The organism is Streptomyces sp. NPDC001270, from assembly GCF_042896695.1.
Lineage (GTDB): Bacteria > Actinomycetota > Actinomycetes > Streptomycetales > Streptomycetaceae > Streptomyces.
In genome coordinates, this window is the sequence record NZ_JBIAXM010000034.1 from 1 (window position 1) to 13910 (window position 13910).

Genomic DNA, 13910 nt, shown 5'->3' on the forward strand with positions numbered 1-13910 from the left:
TCAGCCTCGTCGTTTCCATGCCGGCCAGACCATCCGGGAAACAGGCCAGCCGATCCTATGGCCCCCATCCCCTCCGTACTGGGGAAAACCCCAGGTCCGGAGCGCGGCTGCCCAGCGAAGTACGTGCCGACCGGCGTGAACCTGCGCGGAGCGGCGCGGTCCTCCAGCGTGAGGGGGTGTTCGGGGATCATCACCGACCTGCGGCCCACTTGGTTCGGGTACAACCGTCCTGCCGTCCCCGCGGCCCGTGCTCGGCGACGACTTCCAGATCACCTTGGGCGGCGCCACCTACACCAAGCGCAAGGACGCCGCCGTACCCCTCACGGAGGCACTCGCCGGCGTCGTGCAGGCACTGCCGGACGACCGCGCGGTGACCCGGGAGCTGCCCCTGGGGCAGCTCCGCGGCCGCCAACTGGTCCGCGTGGCCTACCGCGAGGACGACGGCGAACAGTTCGTCCGCTTCCACCTGGACGGCCTGACCGGCTCCCTCCAGCACTTCACCGTGGCCGAACTGGGCAGGGCGCTGCTGCGGCACCTGACGAAGACCCTCTCGGAGGCCCCGAGCGGCAGGGCAAGGACGAGGGCAACCTGACAGCCAAGCGGGCCACCCGTGACGAACTGGTGTACTCGGAGCAGCAGCTGCGCGAGCAAGATCAGAAACGGGCCGCAGAGAGCCGGCCGATCCCCGATTCGTTCCAGGAACCCGTTCTCACTTCAAAAGCGGGACTGACGTCCTTCTGAGACGTGCAAGGTGAGGTCCGCGCCCCTGACGGACCCTCAGCAGCTTTCTTCTCCAACCGACCAGTCGGACGCCAATGACGTCGAACAGCACGCGTATCCAAAGTGTGCTGCAAGCCGGGCTCGCCGTACCGCTCACCTACCACACCCACCGCTGCACGAAAGTGCCCCGGCCGAAGAAGTCGCCGCGGGTGCCGACCTCGGCCTGGGCCCGCCGTGACGGCCGGCCGCCCCGCCCCGGCTCCGATCGGAGGGGCTCGGCACCGCGGCCCGCAAGGGCACGCACGGCGGCAGGCCCGCCGGTCATCACCGATCACATGCTCCACAGCGTGCTGCGGCGCCGCGCGGGCGGCGAGTCCGTCGTGCAGATCGCGCCCGACCCGACCCGATCATCCTCACCGGCAAGCGCACGTTCGAGGCGCCCGGGCTGTCCGGTCGTCGGTGCCGTCCGAACCGTTCGGGCCGTGACCGAAGTGCGCAACCCTGCGTTTACTCGCCCTCGGCCGCCTTACGGAAGAAGCTTCCCGTGATCTTGGCTGCGGTTCGCGACGGGAGCACACGACTGAACACGAAAGCCTGGAACATGTAGGCCCGGCCGTCGACGACCGCGGGAGCGCGGCCGCGTAGGGCTGCCATCAACGGTATCGGCGACCTGCTCCGGACGGCGCTTGCCGCGAGCGGAACCGGGATTCATCGGGGTCTCGACCGCACCCGGGCTGACCGCCACCACCCGGACGCCCGTGCCGCGGGTCTCGTGCCAGAGAGCACGGGGGCGACCGGGATTCCGGCACCGGGACAACATGCCGATTCTTTATTCCCCGCTCTTTCATGACGGCGACATTTTCTGCCTCGACGTGCGAGGACACAGGGAACCAGCCCTTTGGACCCCACGGGTCGCGCTGCGAGGTTTGAAGCAGGAAGTGGCACCTGATGAGCGACGTAACTGTCTCTGCTGAGGCGGTTGAAGAGGTCCGGCCACCGAACCGCCACCTGCGCGATGCTTCGGTTTCGTGCGGCAGTCGACTGGTAGGTGGGCCCAGGCCCGCACGTCCGCTCAGGCAGTCGTGACAGCGGCTTCGATGCTGCGGTGGCGGGCGGCGCCGTGCGCGAAATCGGGTACGCCTGACGTGCCCTCGCGCAGGTCGTCCAGGAACTGACGGTAGGCATGAGCCACCGCGTAGGCAGGCGCATCGGCTCGGGACTCCAGTTGCGGGACGCGAACGTACGATTCCGGCACCGTCAGGGGAGCGAGTCCGGTGGACGTTCCGCGGCCGCCTTCCAGGGTGACCGGGCTGAGCTGAAGATGGCCGACGGGGGCGGTGAGGACGAGGTCGCCCTCGGTGCCGTTGATCTCCCAGCGGAAGTTGGTGCCCCGGGACATGCCTCCGCGGTAGTGGAAGGTGGCTACCGCGCCGCCCGGCAGCCGTCCCGAGGCCACCACCTGGTCCGCGGCGGTCATGGGCACGGGCTGCCCGCTCGCGGTGTCCACGGCCGACGTACGCCGCGACGCCAGTTGGATCCGCAGTTCCTCGGGCTCTCCCAGGACGGACGCGAGTCCGTCGAGGGTGTGACTGAAGGGAATGGTCAGCAGTGTCGCGCCGTTGGCGGCGTCGAGCACATAGTGATCACCGGGGCCGACGGTGGCTCCCCAGGCACCGCCGGAGCCGAAGACCGTCGTGGACAGCACCTCTCCCACGTAGCCGTCGGCCACGAGATCCCGTGCGTAGGCGAGAGCCGGATGCGACCGCGCCTGGAGTCCCACGACGGTCGGCACAGCGCGGCTGCGCGCTCGCTGCGCCATGTCCTCGGCCTCCGCGAGCCCGTTGCCCAGCGGCCACTCGCACAGCACGCTCTTGCCGGCGCTCAGGGCCGTCTCCACCAGTTCCCGGTGGTGCGGCACCTTCACGGCCACGACCACGAGGTCCACCTCGTCGCAGGCAGCCAGTTCGGCCGCCGTTCCGAAGGTGCGGGATACGCCGTGCTTCTGTCCGGAGCGCTCCGCTGACTGTTTCGAACTCGCGCTCAGGGCCCGCAGCTCGTAGCCCGGGACGGCGCGCAGCGCCGGCAGGTGAGAGCGCTCGGCCCAGCTCCCGTGCGCCCCGAGTCCGATGATCCCTACTCCGATCGGCTTCTCGGACCCGGCCAGCCCGGCGAGCAGTGACTCAGTTGTGTTCATGATTCGCAGCCTGTTCTTTGTGTAGATGGCACCGACGTCACTCGCTGTGGCCATGGACCAGATGAGGACGTGACCAATCACGGGGGCCCGCGGGAGGCAGGGTCACGTGTCGAGCAGGCGCCGGCGCAGGGGGTTCACGCCCGGTGGGCGTCGCGGGCCGTTCGGATGGTGGCGATGGCGTCAGCCTCGTCAGCGGGGGCCGTGTGGTCGGACATGCCGGCGCAGCGCAGTGCGAGAGGGGCGACCTGCGGGCCGCCGGTTCCAAGGGGTCGGGTGTGCATGGATCCTTCTGTGGGGCGAGACAGGCAGGCGCGGCCGACGGGGCCGCCGAAAGCGCAGCCACCTGCTAGCGTTGATATTTCAACACTAAAAAGGTGCGTTGATATGTCAACGCCAGGTGGCGGAGCTACCGCGCCGGACGAGCCCGTGAGCGACGCCGCTCCGGAGCCCGTCGACCTCTGGTCCGCCTTCAAGCGCGCACACGAGGTCGTCCGAGCCCGCGTGATCGCGGACACCGCCGAAGCAGCGGGGCTGTCCGAGCCGGACCTGACGATCCTCGTCAACCTCAGCAAGGCGGGAGGCGCCCTGCGCCAGAGCAAGCTCGCCGCGTCGCTCGGCTGGGACCGCACACGCATCTCCCACCAGCTCACCCGCATGGACAAGCGCGGACTCGTCACCCGCGAACGCACCAGCGGTGTCACCATCACTCTCACCGACACCGGACGCCAGGCCATCACCGCCGTGCACCCCGGCCTGGACGCCGCGGTACGCCGTCACTTCACCGACAAGCTCTCCGAGCAGGAGATCGAAACACTGAACTCCGTGCTCCGCCGGCTGTAGGCACCGGAACACGAAGCCGACAAGCCAGGGGCGCCCCCGCAGCCGGCTGCGGAAGATGACCTTGCGGACCGCCGGGGTGAGGTTGTCGTAGCGGATCTGCCGGGCCGGAACCCCCCTCATATGCGGGTCTCGTTGTCAAGCCGTCTCGGTTCGAGGGAGAGTTCGCCCGGTGAGCTCCGAGTCGCACAGCAGCCTGCACCATGTGGACGACATCACACGCGATGACGTCCTTGCACTGGAGGCGTTCGTCTACTCCCAGCTCCGGCCACCCATGCGCCACCGGCCCCCTGGCCGGCTCCCGCTCCAGCACTGCGAACATTTCCTCACTCAGCCTGCGACCGGACGCCGGCCCCTTCGATTCCAAGGCTGACAGGCCACCGCGCCCCCATGTCACGCGCCGACGCTGCACCGAACACACGCTGACACGTAACTGCCCCGCAACCTCGGCATTGTCGTGTCCCAGGGCGAACAACCCGGCTGCCTGCATGCGGATGTGCTCACGAAACACACGACGTTCCGAAGTCAGCCCGCCCCCTTGCGGCTACCTCACGCAACCGGCCTACCGCGACAACCACCGCCTGTCAGCCACGACATCACACCAACAAAATCAGTAGCTCCTTGACCACACAGCCGAGTGTGTCAGTCTGGCGGCTGGTACGACGCAGGTGGCGCTCCACGACACCGGGAACCTGCTCGCGGAACGTCTGCCGCGGGCAGCCGGGCACGGCAGACCATGCGCCGGACCCGCACTGACGCCACGGTCTGCCGTCCGTCCACCGGCACGTCCGCGACCATCCGCCCGTGGAAGCCATGCACCCGTCCCGTCGGCCGCCCCCTCCCCCTGGGACCCCACCCCCCGCACCACGAGGATGACCGAGACGAGGCGGCGGCACGACCTCTCAGGCGGACACGCGGGGCACCAGGTGCATCTTGAGCACTTCGGTGCGCGGGCCGGCGCCGCTGATCATCTCAAGCGCCAACTGGGCGGCGATCTGCCCCTCCTCGACGAGGGGTTGCGCGATCGTGGTCAGGGGCGGGGATGCGCTCGCGGCGATGGCGTGGTCGTCGAAGCCGACTACGACGACGTCCTCGGGCACGCGCCGTCCCGCGGCGTGGAGGGCGGCGAGTGCCCCGAGGGCGATGCGGTCCGACCCGGCGAGGATCGCGTCGACGTCGGGGTGTGACTCCAGCAGGCGGGCCGTCGCTGTGAGCCCGCCCGCGGTGTCCCAGCGGGTGTGCACGATGCGTGCTGTGTCCAGCCGGGACCCTAGCACCTCCTCATACCCTCGCCGCCGGTCGCCGGTCGCCGGGTTGTCCGCGGGTCCCAGGACGGCAGCCACCCGCCGGCGGCCAGCCGCGACCACCCGCTCTGCGGCGAGGCGGGCCCCGCGCACGTCGTCGGAGTAGACCGTTGAGAAGATCCCCTCGTACGGCGAGTCGACGAGCTGCCCGCACAGGACCACGGGCAGCCCGGTGCCCGCCAAGGAGCCCAGCAGGTTACTGCCCCGGTAGGGCGTGAGGTGGATGACCGCATCGACCGACCGGCGGCCGAAGCTCCGCAGCGCCAGGGCGCGCTCCGACTCACTGGACGCCTGGACGATGACCAGCAGGAAGCCGCTGCCCGTCAGTCCTTCTGCGATACCGCGCAGCATCCTGCCGTAGGTCGGGTCGTCGAAGAGTTCGTCCAGCGGTTCGGTGATCAGGACGCCGACCGTCTCCGCGCGCCCGGTGGCGAGGGCACGGCCGCGCGCGTTCATCACGAAGCCGGTCCGCGTGATCGCCTCCTGCACGGTGCGCTTCGTCTCGGCCGTGACGAGGTCCGAGTCGTTGATCGCGCGCGAGACGGTCGCGCGGGACACGCCCGCTTCGCGAGCGACGTCGGTGATCGTCACGGCGCGCGGGGCGCCGCGCCTGCCTTGTGGCATCGGTGACCTTTCCGCACGGGCGGGGACGCCCGTGTCCCAGGACGGACTGAGCTGTACGGAGATCAGTATCGCGCAGGCGGCCTGACGCGAGGTCGCCGTCGCACGGGACGGTGCGGGAGCACCGTCACGTCTCCACGACGTTGCTCCCATCAATGAAACCGGTTACATTCTGGAGCATGCCTCTCCAATTCGCGGATTCATCGACCGTCGGCGCCTCCGGCGCACATGACTGGGAGAACCCCGCCCTCACCGGACGTCACCGGTTGCCCGCGCGGGCCTACTTCTTCGGCTACGACTCGGCCGAGGTTGCCGGGACCATGGACCGTCGGCTCTCGCGCGGGTTCGTCGATCTCACCGGCGAGTGGCGGTTCCGGCTCTTCGACCATCCCGCGCGCGTCCCCGCGGAGGCGCTGGTGTCCCCTGCCGGCGGATGGGACGTCGTCCGCGTGCCGCACCTGTGGCAGGTCGACGGGTACGGACAGCTGCAGTACACCGACGAGGGCTACCCGTTCCCGGTCGACCCGCCACGCGTGCCCGCCGACACTCCGACCGGTGTGTACCAGCGCACCGTCGTCCTGCCCGAGGCCCCGCCCGGTGAACGTATCGTGCTGCGGTTCGACGGGGTCGAGAGCTACGCCGAGGTGTACTGGGACGGCGCCTACGCAGGGATGACCAAAGGGTCCCGTCTCAGTGCCGAGTTCGACGTCACGGACGTGGCCCATGCCGGTGCGAACCATCTGGTCGTCAAGGTGCTGCAGTACTCGGACGGCACCTACCTCGAGGACCAGGACATGTGGTGGGCATCCGGGATCTTCCGCGACTGCTATCTGCTGACCCGGCCCAAGGTGCACCTCGCCGACTTCCGGGTCCGTACGCACCGCCTCGCCGGCGACCGCGCCGAGGTCACCCTGTCCGTGAGCGCCGTCGGACAGGCTGACATCACCTGGGAGGTGTACGACGGCGCGTCCCTCCTCGCGGAGCGGGCGGTCACGCCGGGCACCGACGCCACGGTGGTCGTCGAGGGTGTGCGCTTTTGGAACCCCGAGGATCCGTATCTGTACGACATGCGTCTCGTAGTGCGCGGCCCTGACGGGACCGTCGAGCACGTGCCCCACCGCCTCGGCCTGGCCGAGGTGACGATCGTGGACGGCCGCCTCCTGCTCAACGGCACGCCGTTCATGATGCATGGCGTCAACCGGCACGACCACGACGACCGCCGCGGACGCGCCGTGGGCATGGCTCGTGTCGAGCGCGACCTGCACCTGATGAAACAGCACAACATCAACGCCGTGCGCACCGCGCACTATCCGAACGACCCGCGCTTCTACGAGCTGTGCGACCGGATCGGCCTGCTCGTCGTTGCCGAGACGGACCTGGAGACGCACGGATTCACGAACGTCGGCGATCTGTCCCGGCTCACGGACGACGAGGCGTGGCAGACGGCGTACGTCGACCGGATCGAGCGGCATGTGCTGGCTCAGCGCAACCACGCGTCGATCGTCATGTGGTCCCTCGGTAACGAGTCGGGGTACGGGCGCAACATCCCCGCCATGTACCGCCGCTGCACCGAACTCGATCCCTCCCGCCCGGTGCACTACGAGGAGGACCGGGACGCCGAGGTCGTCGACGTCATCTCCACGATGTACTCCCGTGTCTCGCAGATGAACGACCTGGGCGAGCACCCCCACCCCAAGCCGCGCATCATCTGCGAGTACGGGCACGCGATGGGCAACGGGCCCGGCGGCCTCGCGGAGTACCAGCAGGTGTTCGAGGCATGGGACAGCATCCAGGGGCACTTCGTGTGGGAGTGGTGCGACCACGGCCTCGTCGCGACCACGGAGGACGGCCGCGAGTACCACTCCTACGGTGGCGACCACGGCGATGTCCCGAACAACGGCAGCTTCTGCATCGACGGCCTGGTCTTCCCGTGGCAGGAGCCGAGCCCCGGCCTCCTCGAGTACAAGCAGGTCATCTGCCCGGTACGCGTCGACTACGCAGACGGCGTGTGCACCGTGACGAACCGGCGGTGGTTCACCGACCTCGGCGACGTCGTCGTCGTCCTCGAAACGCTGCACGACGGACGAGTCGCCGCCTCCCGCACACTCACCCCAGGCCCCGTGCCGCCCGGCAGGTCGTGGAACGAGACTGTGCACCTGGACGTCGCGGCGCACGGAGAGACGCACCTGACCGCCCGCGTCCTGTCCACCGCCGCGCACGAGTGGGCGGCGCCGGTGCACGAGCTCGGCCGGTTCCAGGTCGCGGTCGCCGACCGTCCGCGCCGGCCCGTGAGCACCGCACCCCGCGGGGCCGTCACCGCCCAGACCGAGGGCACCTCGCTCGTCGTCACGACCCCGGCGTCCGACCGGTTCACCGTCGACCTGCTCACCGGGGACCTGTCGTGGCGCAGCCGCGAGCGCGAGCTGCTCGAGGCGCCGCCCCGGGTCGGATTCTGGAAGCCCCGCGTGGACAACCACCGGCAGGAGGACGAGGAACTCTGGGCGCCGCGGTACCTGTCGCTCATGCAGACCTCGACGCGACACGTGTCATGGCGGGAGCAGGACGGTACCGTCGTCGTGAAGGTCTGTGCCCGCGTCGCGCCACCCGCCCTCGACATAGGCATGACGGTCGAGCTCACCTGGACCCTCACCACCGACGGCGTGCGTCTCGCCGTCACCGGCGAGCCTGTCGGCGGCTACCGCGACATCGTGCCCCGGGCCGGGCTGTCCTTCGCGGTGCCGGGCGAGTTGCGTTCCGTCGACTGGTACGGGCTGGGGCCGGGCGAGAACTACCCGGACTCCCGCTCGGCCGCCACGGTCGGCTGCTGGCACAGCACGGTCGACGAGATGTTCACGCCGTACGTCGTGCCCCAGGACTGCGCCAACCGCGGGGACGTGCGCTGGGTGGCCCTGACCGACCCGCACGGCGACGGCCTCGCCGTGCGCGCGGCGGGCTCGGGCCCCTTCGCGTTCTCGGCCTGGCCCTGCTCCGCGGAGGCGATCGACGCCGCGCGGCACCGCACCGACCTCGTGCCGGAGGACCGCGTGACGGTCAACGTCAACCACCGCGTGCTCGGCCTCGGGTCGAACTCGTGGGGCAGCGAGGTGCTGGACACCTACCGGGTCCGCTTCGAGCCGTTCCACTTCGAACTCGACCTGCGGTCTGTGTCCGCGGCCGCACCCCACCACACCGAAGGGACCGGATCGTGAGGATCTTTCGCGACCACGCCCACCTTGAGGAGGTCCTCGGCGGCGCGACCAAGTGGGACCGGACGCTCCAGGCGCTTCGCGCCGACGGACGGCTCCCAGGCGTCATGTACAGCGTCGGCGACTCGCTCACGGCCATGCGGGCCCGTACCGTCGCGCTCGCCACGGACGGCCTCCTCGCACGACGGCGCTACCAGTGCGTGCTGTCCCCCGTGGACGGGGACGCCGAGGTCGATGTCGCTCCCGTAGCCACGCTCGACGCGGCCGACACCTACAGCGACCTCACCGACCGCCAGCACCTGCGCGGCGACGGCGAGCGCCACACGGTCCCCCGCGGGGCTGTCCTCGTGGCCGACCCGGACGAAGCGGTCCGCATCCTGCCCATTCCCGACACGACGGTGGTCGTCGCCTACGTGACCGTCGAGGGTGCCACGTTCCACAACAAGTAGCCGAATCCCCCGCCCCACAGTAACGGAGCATTCAATGACGAATCGCCGGTCGATCGGTGCGGTGATCCTGTTCAGCATGGTCATCGCGGCGGTCTTCAATTTCCGTAACGTAGTCAACAACTACGTGTTGATAGGAACGCTCGCCGCCCCGATCTTTCTGCTCGCCACCATCCTCTACTTCGTACCGTTCACCCTCGTGATCGCCGAGATGGTGAGCCTCAACCGCCGCTCGGAGTCCGGCGTCTACCAGTGGGTGAAGTCGTCTCTCGGCGGCCGGTGGGCGTTCTTCACGGCATTCTGCTACTGGTTCGTGAACCTCTTCTACTTCATCTCACTGCTGCCGATAGTCCTGGTGTATGCGGGCTACATGATCCTGGGCACTGAGTGGGCCATCCAGCCCTGGCTCATCGCCGTGCTGTCCGCGGTCATCTTCCTCGCCGCCACGTGGGTCTCGACGAAGGGCGCCCGCTGGATCGGTGGCGTCACGTCGTTCGGGTCCACCCTCATGCTGGTCATGGCGCTGCTGTTCATCGTCGCAGGGGTCGGCGCGCTCCTCGGCGGCATCACGCCGGCCAATGACCTCTCTCCTGCCGGAATGCGCCTCGACCCGGGTGCCGGCATTACCGCGTGGGCGTTCCTGGGCACCCTGGCGTGGATCATCCAGGGCGTCGGCGGCGCCGAGTCGATCGGCGTATACCTGAACGATCTCAAGGGCGGTGTGCGGGCCTTCGTACGCACGATCATCGTGTCCGGGATCGCGATCGGCCTGCTCTACTCGCTCGGCACCTGGCTCATGGGCGTCTTCGTGAAGAACGACAGTGTGTCGCTCAGCAACGGAATCTTCGTGACCATGCAGGCGGCCGCAGGGCACTTCGGCCTGCCGAGCGGCGTGGTCGTGCGGAGCGTCGGCCTCATCATGCTGATCGCGACTCTGGGCGGCCTGCTGATCTGGACCTCGGCACCAGTGAAGATCTTCTTCTCCGAGATCCCCGACGGCGTCTTCGGCAAGCGCGTCGTGGCGCTCAACGACCAGGGCGTGCCCGTCGTCGGGGCCTGGATCCAGTTCGCGATCGTCGTGCCGCTGCTGCTCGTCCCGACCCTGGGCGCGGGCAGCTCGATCGACGACCTGCTGCGGATCGTCACCAACATGACGGCTGCCACGGCCCTGCTCCCGCCGGCGCTCATCCTCGTGGCCTACCTGGTACTGCGGGCCCGGTTCGACAGCGCCGTGCGCGAGTTCCGGTTCGGCTCCCGTACCACGGGCCTCGCGATGTCCGTGTTCCTCCTGGCCGTCTTCGCGGTCGCCTTCGTGGCATCGACGTTCCCCGAGGGGCAGGCCCTGTGGCTCACGCTGGCATACAACGTCGGCGGCGTTGTCATCTTCCTCGGCGCCGCGCTGCTGTGGTACGAGCGCTACCTGCGCCGACTCCGCGCGGCCTCCCCGGAGGAGGCCGCGGCCGAACTCGCGCCGACAGCCCCGCTGCACTCGGACGAGAACGCCGAGGCGCTGCGCGCGGAGGATCCAGTCACCTCGGCGTAGCGTGGCGATCGCCTCGCACCGGCAGGCCCGCACCTCTCTGCCATCCGCCGACGAGCGCCACCCATACCCCACCGGAGCCGGTACGGGTGGCACGGATGCGGCATGAAGTACGCCGCTCGGGCACGCCGCGCATCATCGGCAGCACCGGCTGCGATCGGTCCGGCGCCTCTCATCGGCGCACAACGCCGCTGCTCACTCCGACGGGTTGTGATCCAGCCCGACAACGTCGACGACGGCATGCGGAGTGATATTCGCGGGCCAGAATCGACGCGCCCCGTTCTCGGCGAATCGCGGGAGACCACCAGTTCATGGCGGGAAGCCCTCTCCCGGCAGGAGCGAGCCCCAGTGACCGAGCTGACCGGCTCAGCGGTCCGCACCTTGAACGCGGATCGTGACAGCCGGCTGGGAGCGCGGGGTCCGGGAGCGGCACCGACGGCGCTGATGGAACGGCGCGCCTGACAGTCATCGACGGGACAGCCGGCAAGTCCCGTCGCCCGGCGCCCGGCGGACCTGCGGACCTGCGGACCTGCGGACCTGCGGACCTGCGGACCTGCGGACCTGCGGACCTGCGACGGTACAGCCGGTGAAAGAGCCGGTACCGCGCTACACCGCGGTCGATGAACCCTGATCGGTCACCGGTGGCCGGCAGGCTTCCAGCCAGCGCGCCGAGCAGGCGAGGTGAGCGGCGGCGGCGGCTGCGGCTGCGGCCGGGTCACGTTGGGTGAGTGACTCGGCGATGGCCCGGTGGCCTGCGTCGCTCTCGCGTTTCATCGCTGGGCCTTCCGGAAGCAGGTACACCTGGTAGGCGCGCGAACGATGACTGAGGACCGCCAGCAGTGACTCGATGGAGGGGTTGCCCGCGATGCGGGCGATCTCAGAGTGGAACCGGTGATTGAGTTCGCTCCCCTCGTCCGGATCGTCCGTGGCCTCCAACGCCTCCATGATCGCGATGAGCGCCTTCAGCTCTTCGGGGGTGATCCTCGCCGCCGCCTGCGCCGCGGCGTGCGCCTCCAGGACGCGCCGGGCCTCGAACAGTTCCAGAACCCCGTCCAACGGCAGGAGTTCGACCGTCAGCGACAGGCTGCCGATCATCTCGGCGGGCCGCAGTTGCGAGACGAACGTGCCCGATCCGTGCCGGGACTCGACCACCCCGAGCGCGGCGAGCATGCGGACAGCCTCACGCAGTGAGCTGCGCGAGACGCCGAGTTCCTCACACAGCTCGCTCTCCGGCGGAAGGCGATCCCCGGCGCTGAGGCGGCCACTGGAGATCATGCGCCGTAGACCGTCGACCGCCCTGTCGACTGCGGACATACCGTCCTCCTTCATGGCCCGACGGCACCGCCGAGCCGTGTCCATCCTATCGGCCACCCCGGTTCATTGTCTGACCTCTTCGCGGCACATCTGAGAGTCATCAGACAACCTGCCCTAAGTATCCTTGTCTTCTCGCGAATCCCCTGCCATCATGCCGCAAGACATCAGATCTATTTCCATATGTGTCCGATGACATGTCTCCTGGAGCAACGTGAGCAAGACCGATCTCATCACCGCGCCCCGTCCGCTTCTCCTCGCGGACGGCAGACCCGCGGCGGCCGCCTGGTCTCTGGACCCGCGGATCAGACACCTCAACCACGGGTCTTTCGGTGCCGTCCCGATCGCGGCCCAGAACATGCAGGACGAACTGCGCAGGGAGATGGACAGCAATCCCGGCGTATGGTTCCCGCACCTCGCCGCACGGATCGCCGAGGCCCGCAGCGCGATCGCCGGGTTCCTGCGGGTCGCGGCGACGGACCTGGCCCTCGTGCCGAACGCGAGCGGCGGCGCGAGTGTCGTCTACAGCAGCGTGCCCACCCGGCCCGGCGGAGAGATCCTGGTCACCGATCATGGCTACGGTGCCGTGAGCATGGGCGCCGAGCGGCTCGCCCGCCGCTGGGGCGGCAGCGTACGGTCGGTGCATGTGCCGCTGAATGCCGGCGAGGACGATGCCTACGAAGCCGTGATGAGCCAGGCAGGCGATCTGACCGGGCTGATCGTGGTGGACCACATCACCTCCGCCACGGCCCGCCGCATGCCGGTGGAGCGGATCGGGGCCGAGGCTCGGCGCCGCGGCATCCCGCTCCTGGTCGACGGGGCGCACGTACCCGGTCTGCTGGAAGATCCGCTGCACGGCCTGGACTGCGACTTCTGGATCGGCAACATCCACAAGTTCGGCTGTGCTCCGCGCGGATCCTCGGTGCTGGTGGCCCGCTCGCCCCTGCGCGACGAGCTCTACCCGCTGATCGACTCCTGGGGCGCCGAGGAGCCGTTCCCCGACCGGTTCGACAGCCAGGGCACCCTGGACGCCACCAGCTACCTCGCGACGCCCGCGGCGCTCGACTTCATCGAGGACACCTGGGGCTGGCGGACCGCGCGGAGCTACATCCGTGATCTCGCCGACTACGCGCAGCACGTCGTCGGCAACGCGCTCGCTGAACTGACCGGCCAGGACGAGCCGGTGGACGTCGGCATGCCAGTTGATGCGCTGCGGCTGATCCGGCTGCCGGACGGGCTCGCCACCACCCGTCTGGAGGCCGACGGGCTACGCGACCGGGTCGCCCGTGAGCTGGGCGTCGCCGCGGCGTTCACCAGCTTCGACGGCGTCGGCTACCTCCGGCTGTCCACGCACGTGTACAACACCGCCGCCGATTACGAGTACTTCGCCGAGCGGTGCGTCCCCGTGCTGGGCGAGTGGTCCCGTCCGTGAATCCGGCCCTCACGAACGGGTCGTGCAGTTCGGCGGCGCTGTAGAGGTACGACGTCAGGGACGCCGTGCGCGCCGATGTGCCCCGCACCAGCGTCCCGTCAGTACGCAGCCTGCGCCAACTGTCGAGGACGACGTCCCGCTGGACCACGTACGAGCCGTCCGGCAGGTCCACGGCCTTGGGACGTCCTATCCAGACCCAGCAAACCGAGGGCCCCGCCCCAGGCGCACATGAGAGGTTCACGTATCGCTCGTGCGGTGAACGGTGCCGTCACCAGCCGTACTGGCCACGAAGGCGCTGT

The 13910-nt window shown here is 69.3% G+C and carries 10 protein-coding genes and 2 pseudogenes; 6 read left to right on the plus strand and 6 right to left on the minus strand.

What is annotated here, in order from left to right; all coding sequences use genetic code 11:
- The first annotated feature begins 247 nt into the window (after nucleotides 1–247).
- Nucleotides 248–592, plus strand: coding sequence for a hypothetical protein (locus ACFY2B_RS37465; protein WP_390767522.1), 345 nt, complete (start codon nucleotides 248–250; stop codon nucleotides 590–592).
- A gap of 1200 nt (nucleotides 593–1792) precedes the next feature.
- On the opposite strand, the gene ACFY2B_RS37470 is transcribed toward ACFY2B_RS37465, so the two are convergent.
- Both ACFY2B_RS37470 and ACFY2B_RS37475 read right to left on the minus strand, forming a co-directional pair.
- Nucleotides 1793–2914, minus strand: a complete 1122-nt coding sequence (locus ACFY2B_RS37470) for a Gfo/Idh/MocA family protein (RefSeq protein ID WP_390767523.1) — start codon at nucleotides 2912–2914, stop codon at nucleotides 1793–1795.
- 134 nt (nucleotides 2915–3048) lie between these two features.
- The gene (locus ACFY2B_RS37475; RefSeq protein WP_390767524.1) at nucleotides 3049–3195 is read right to left on the minus strand and encodes a hypothetical protein; all 147 of its coding nucleotides are present in this window, start codon (nucleotides 3193–3195) and stop codon (nucleotides 3049–3051) included.
- Nucleotides 3196–3298: 103 nt separating this feature from the next.
- Between ACFY2B_RS37475 and ACFY2B_RS37480 the strand changes: the two genes are divergently transcribed.
- A complete protein-coding gene (locus ACFY2B_RS37480) occupies nucleotides 3299–3754 on the plus strand; it encodes a MarR family winged helix-turn-helix transcriptional regulator (RefSeq protein ID WP_390767525.1) in 456 nt (151 codons plus the stop codon).
- A gap of 611 nt (nucleotides 3755–4365) precedes the next feature.
- Here the strand turns inward: ACFY2B_RS37480 and ACFY2B_RS37485 are convergent.
- A pseudogene (locus ACFY2B_RS37485) lies at nucleotides 4366–4579 on the minus strand (ISL3 family transposase); the annotation flags it as partial.
- Nucleotides 4580–4653: 74 nt separating this feature from the next.
- Complete coding sequence (locus tag ACFY2B_RS37490; RefSeq protein ID WP_390767526.1) at nucleotides 4654–5679, minus strand: LacI family DNA-binding transcriptional regulator; 1026 nt, start codon at nucleotides 5677–5679, stop codon at nucleotides 4654–4656.
- A gap of 176 nt (nucleotides 5680–5855) precedes the next feature.
- On the opposite strand from ACFY2B_RS37490, the gene ACFY2B_RS37495 reads away from it, so the two are divergent.
- Genes ACFY2B_RS37495 through ACFY2B_RS37505 form a run of 3 tightly spaced genes read left to right on the plus strand, consistent with a single transcriptional unit; the run spans nucleotide 5856 to nucleotide 10871 of the window.
- Entirely contained in the window at nucleotides 5856–8885 is a 3030-nt protein-coding gene (locus ACFY2B_RS37495) for a glycoside hydrolase family 2 TIM barrel-domain containing protein (protein WP_390767527.1), read from the plus strand.
- Nucleotides 8882–9331 carry a hypothetical protein gene (locus ACFY2B_RS37500; RefSeq protein ID WP_390767528.1) on the plus strand — a complete coding sequence of 150 codons (450 nt, stop codon included), beginning with the start codon at nucleotides 8882–8884 and terminating at the stop codon, nucleotides 9329–9331. Before ACFY2B_RS37495 ends, ACFY2B_RS37500 begins: the two co-directional genes overlap by 4 nt.
- Before the next feature lie 34 nt (nucleotides 9332–9365).
- On the plus strand, nucleotides 9366–10871 hold the full coding sequence (locus ACFY2B_RS37505; protein WP_390767529.1) for an amino acid permease: 1506 nt from the start codon (nucleotides 9366–9368) through the stop codon (nucleotides 10869–10871).
- Between the two features lie 603 nt (nucleotides 10872–11474).
- Here ACFY2B_RS37505 and ACFY2B_RS37510 read toward each other — a convergent pair.
- The gene (locus ACFY2B_RS37510; protein ID WP_390767530.1) at nucleotides 11475–12182 is read right to left on the minus strand and encodes a FadR/GntR family transcriptional regulator; all 708 of its coding nucleotides are present in this window, start codon (nucleotides 12180–12182) and stop codon (nucleotides 11475–11477) included.
- A 211-nt stretch (nucleotides 12183–12393) separates the two neighbouring features.
- Here ACFY2B_RS37510 and ACFY2B_RS37515 point away from each other — a divergent pair, with 211 nt between their 5' ends.
- On the plus strand, nucleotides 12394–13611 hold the full coding sequence (locus tag ACFY2B_RS37515) for an aminotransferase class V-fold PLP-dependent enzyme (RefSeq protein WP_390767531.1): 1218 nt from the start codon (nucleotides 12394–12396) through the stop codon (nucleotides 13609–13611).
- Here the strand turns inward: ACFY2B_RS37515 and ACFY2B_RS37520 are convergent.
- Nucleotides 13604–13873 (minus strand): annotated as a pseudogene (locus ACFY2B_RS37520) (SAM-dependent methyltransferase); the annotation flags it as partial. The gene ACFY2B_RS37515 and the pseudogene ACFY2B_RS37520 sit on opposite strands and share 8 nt — an antisense overlap.
- Nucleotides 13874–13910: the final 37 nt, after the last annotated feature.

Excerpts from the sequence above, each read along its gene's own strand:
- ACFY2B_RS37480 (WP_390767525.1), top strand. The coding sequence starts at position 3,299 with ATGTCAACGCCAGGTGGCGGAGCTACCGCGCCGGACGAGCCCGTGAGC.
- ACFY2B_RS37510 (WP_390767530.1), bottom strand. The coding sequence starts at position 12,182 with ATGTCCGCAGTCGACAGGGCGGTCGACGGTCTACGGCGCATGATCTCC.
- ACFY2B_RS37475 (WP_390767524.1), bottom strand. The coding sequence starts at position 3,195 with ATGCACACCCGACCCCTTGGAACCGGCGGCCCGCAGGTCGCCCCTCTC.
- ACFY2B_RS37470 (WP_390767523.1), bottom strand. The coding sequence starts at position 2,914 with ATGAACACAACTGAGTCACTGCTCGCCGGGCTGGCCGGGTCCGAGAAG.
- ACFY2B_RS37490 (WP_390767526.1), bottom strand. The coding sequence starts at position 5,679 with ATGCCACAAGGCAGGCGCGGCGCCCCGCGCGCCGTGACGATCACCGAC.
- ACFY2B_RS37495 (WP_390767527.1), top strand. The coding sequence starts at position 5,856 with ATGCCTCTCCAATTCGCGGATTCATCGACCGTCGGCGCCTCCGGCGCA.
- ACFY2B_RS37505 (WP_390767529.1), top strand. The coding sequence starts at position 9,366 with ATGACGAATCGCCGGTCGATCGGTGCGGTGATCCTGTTCAGCATGGTC.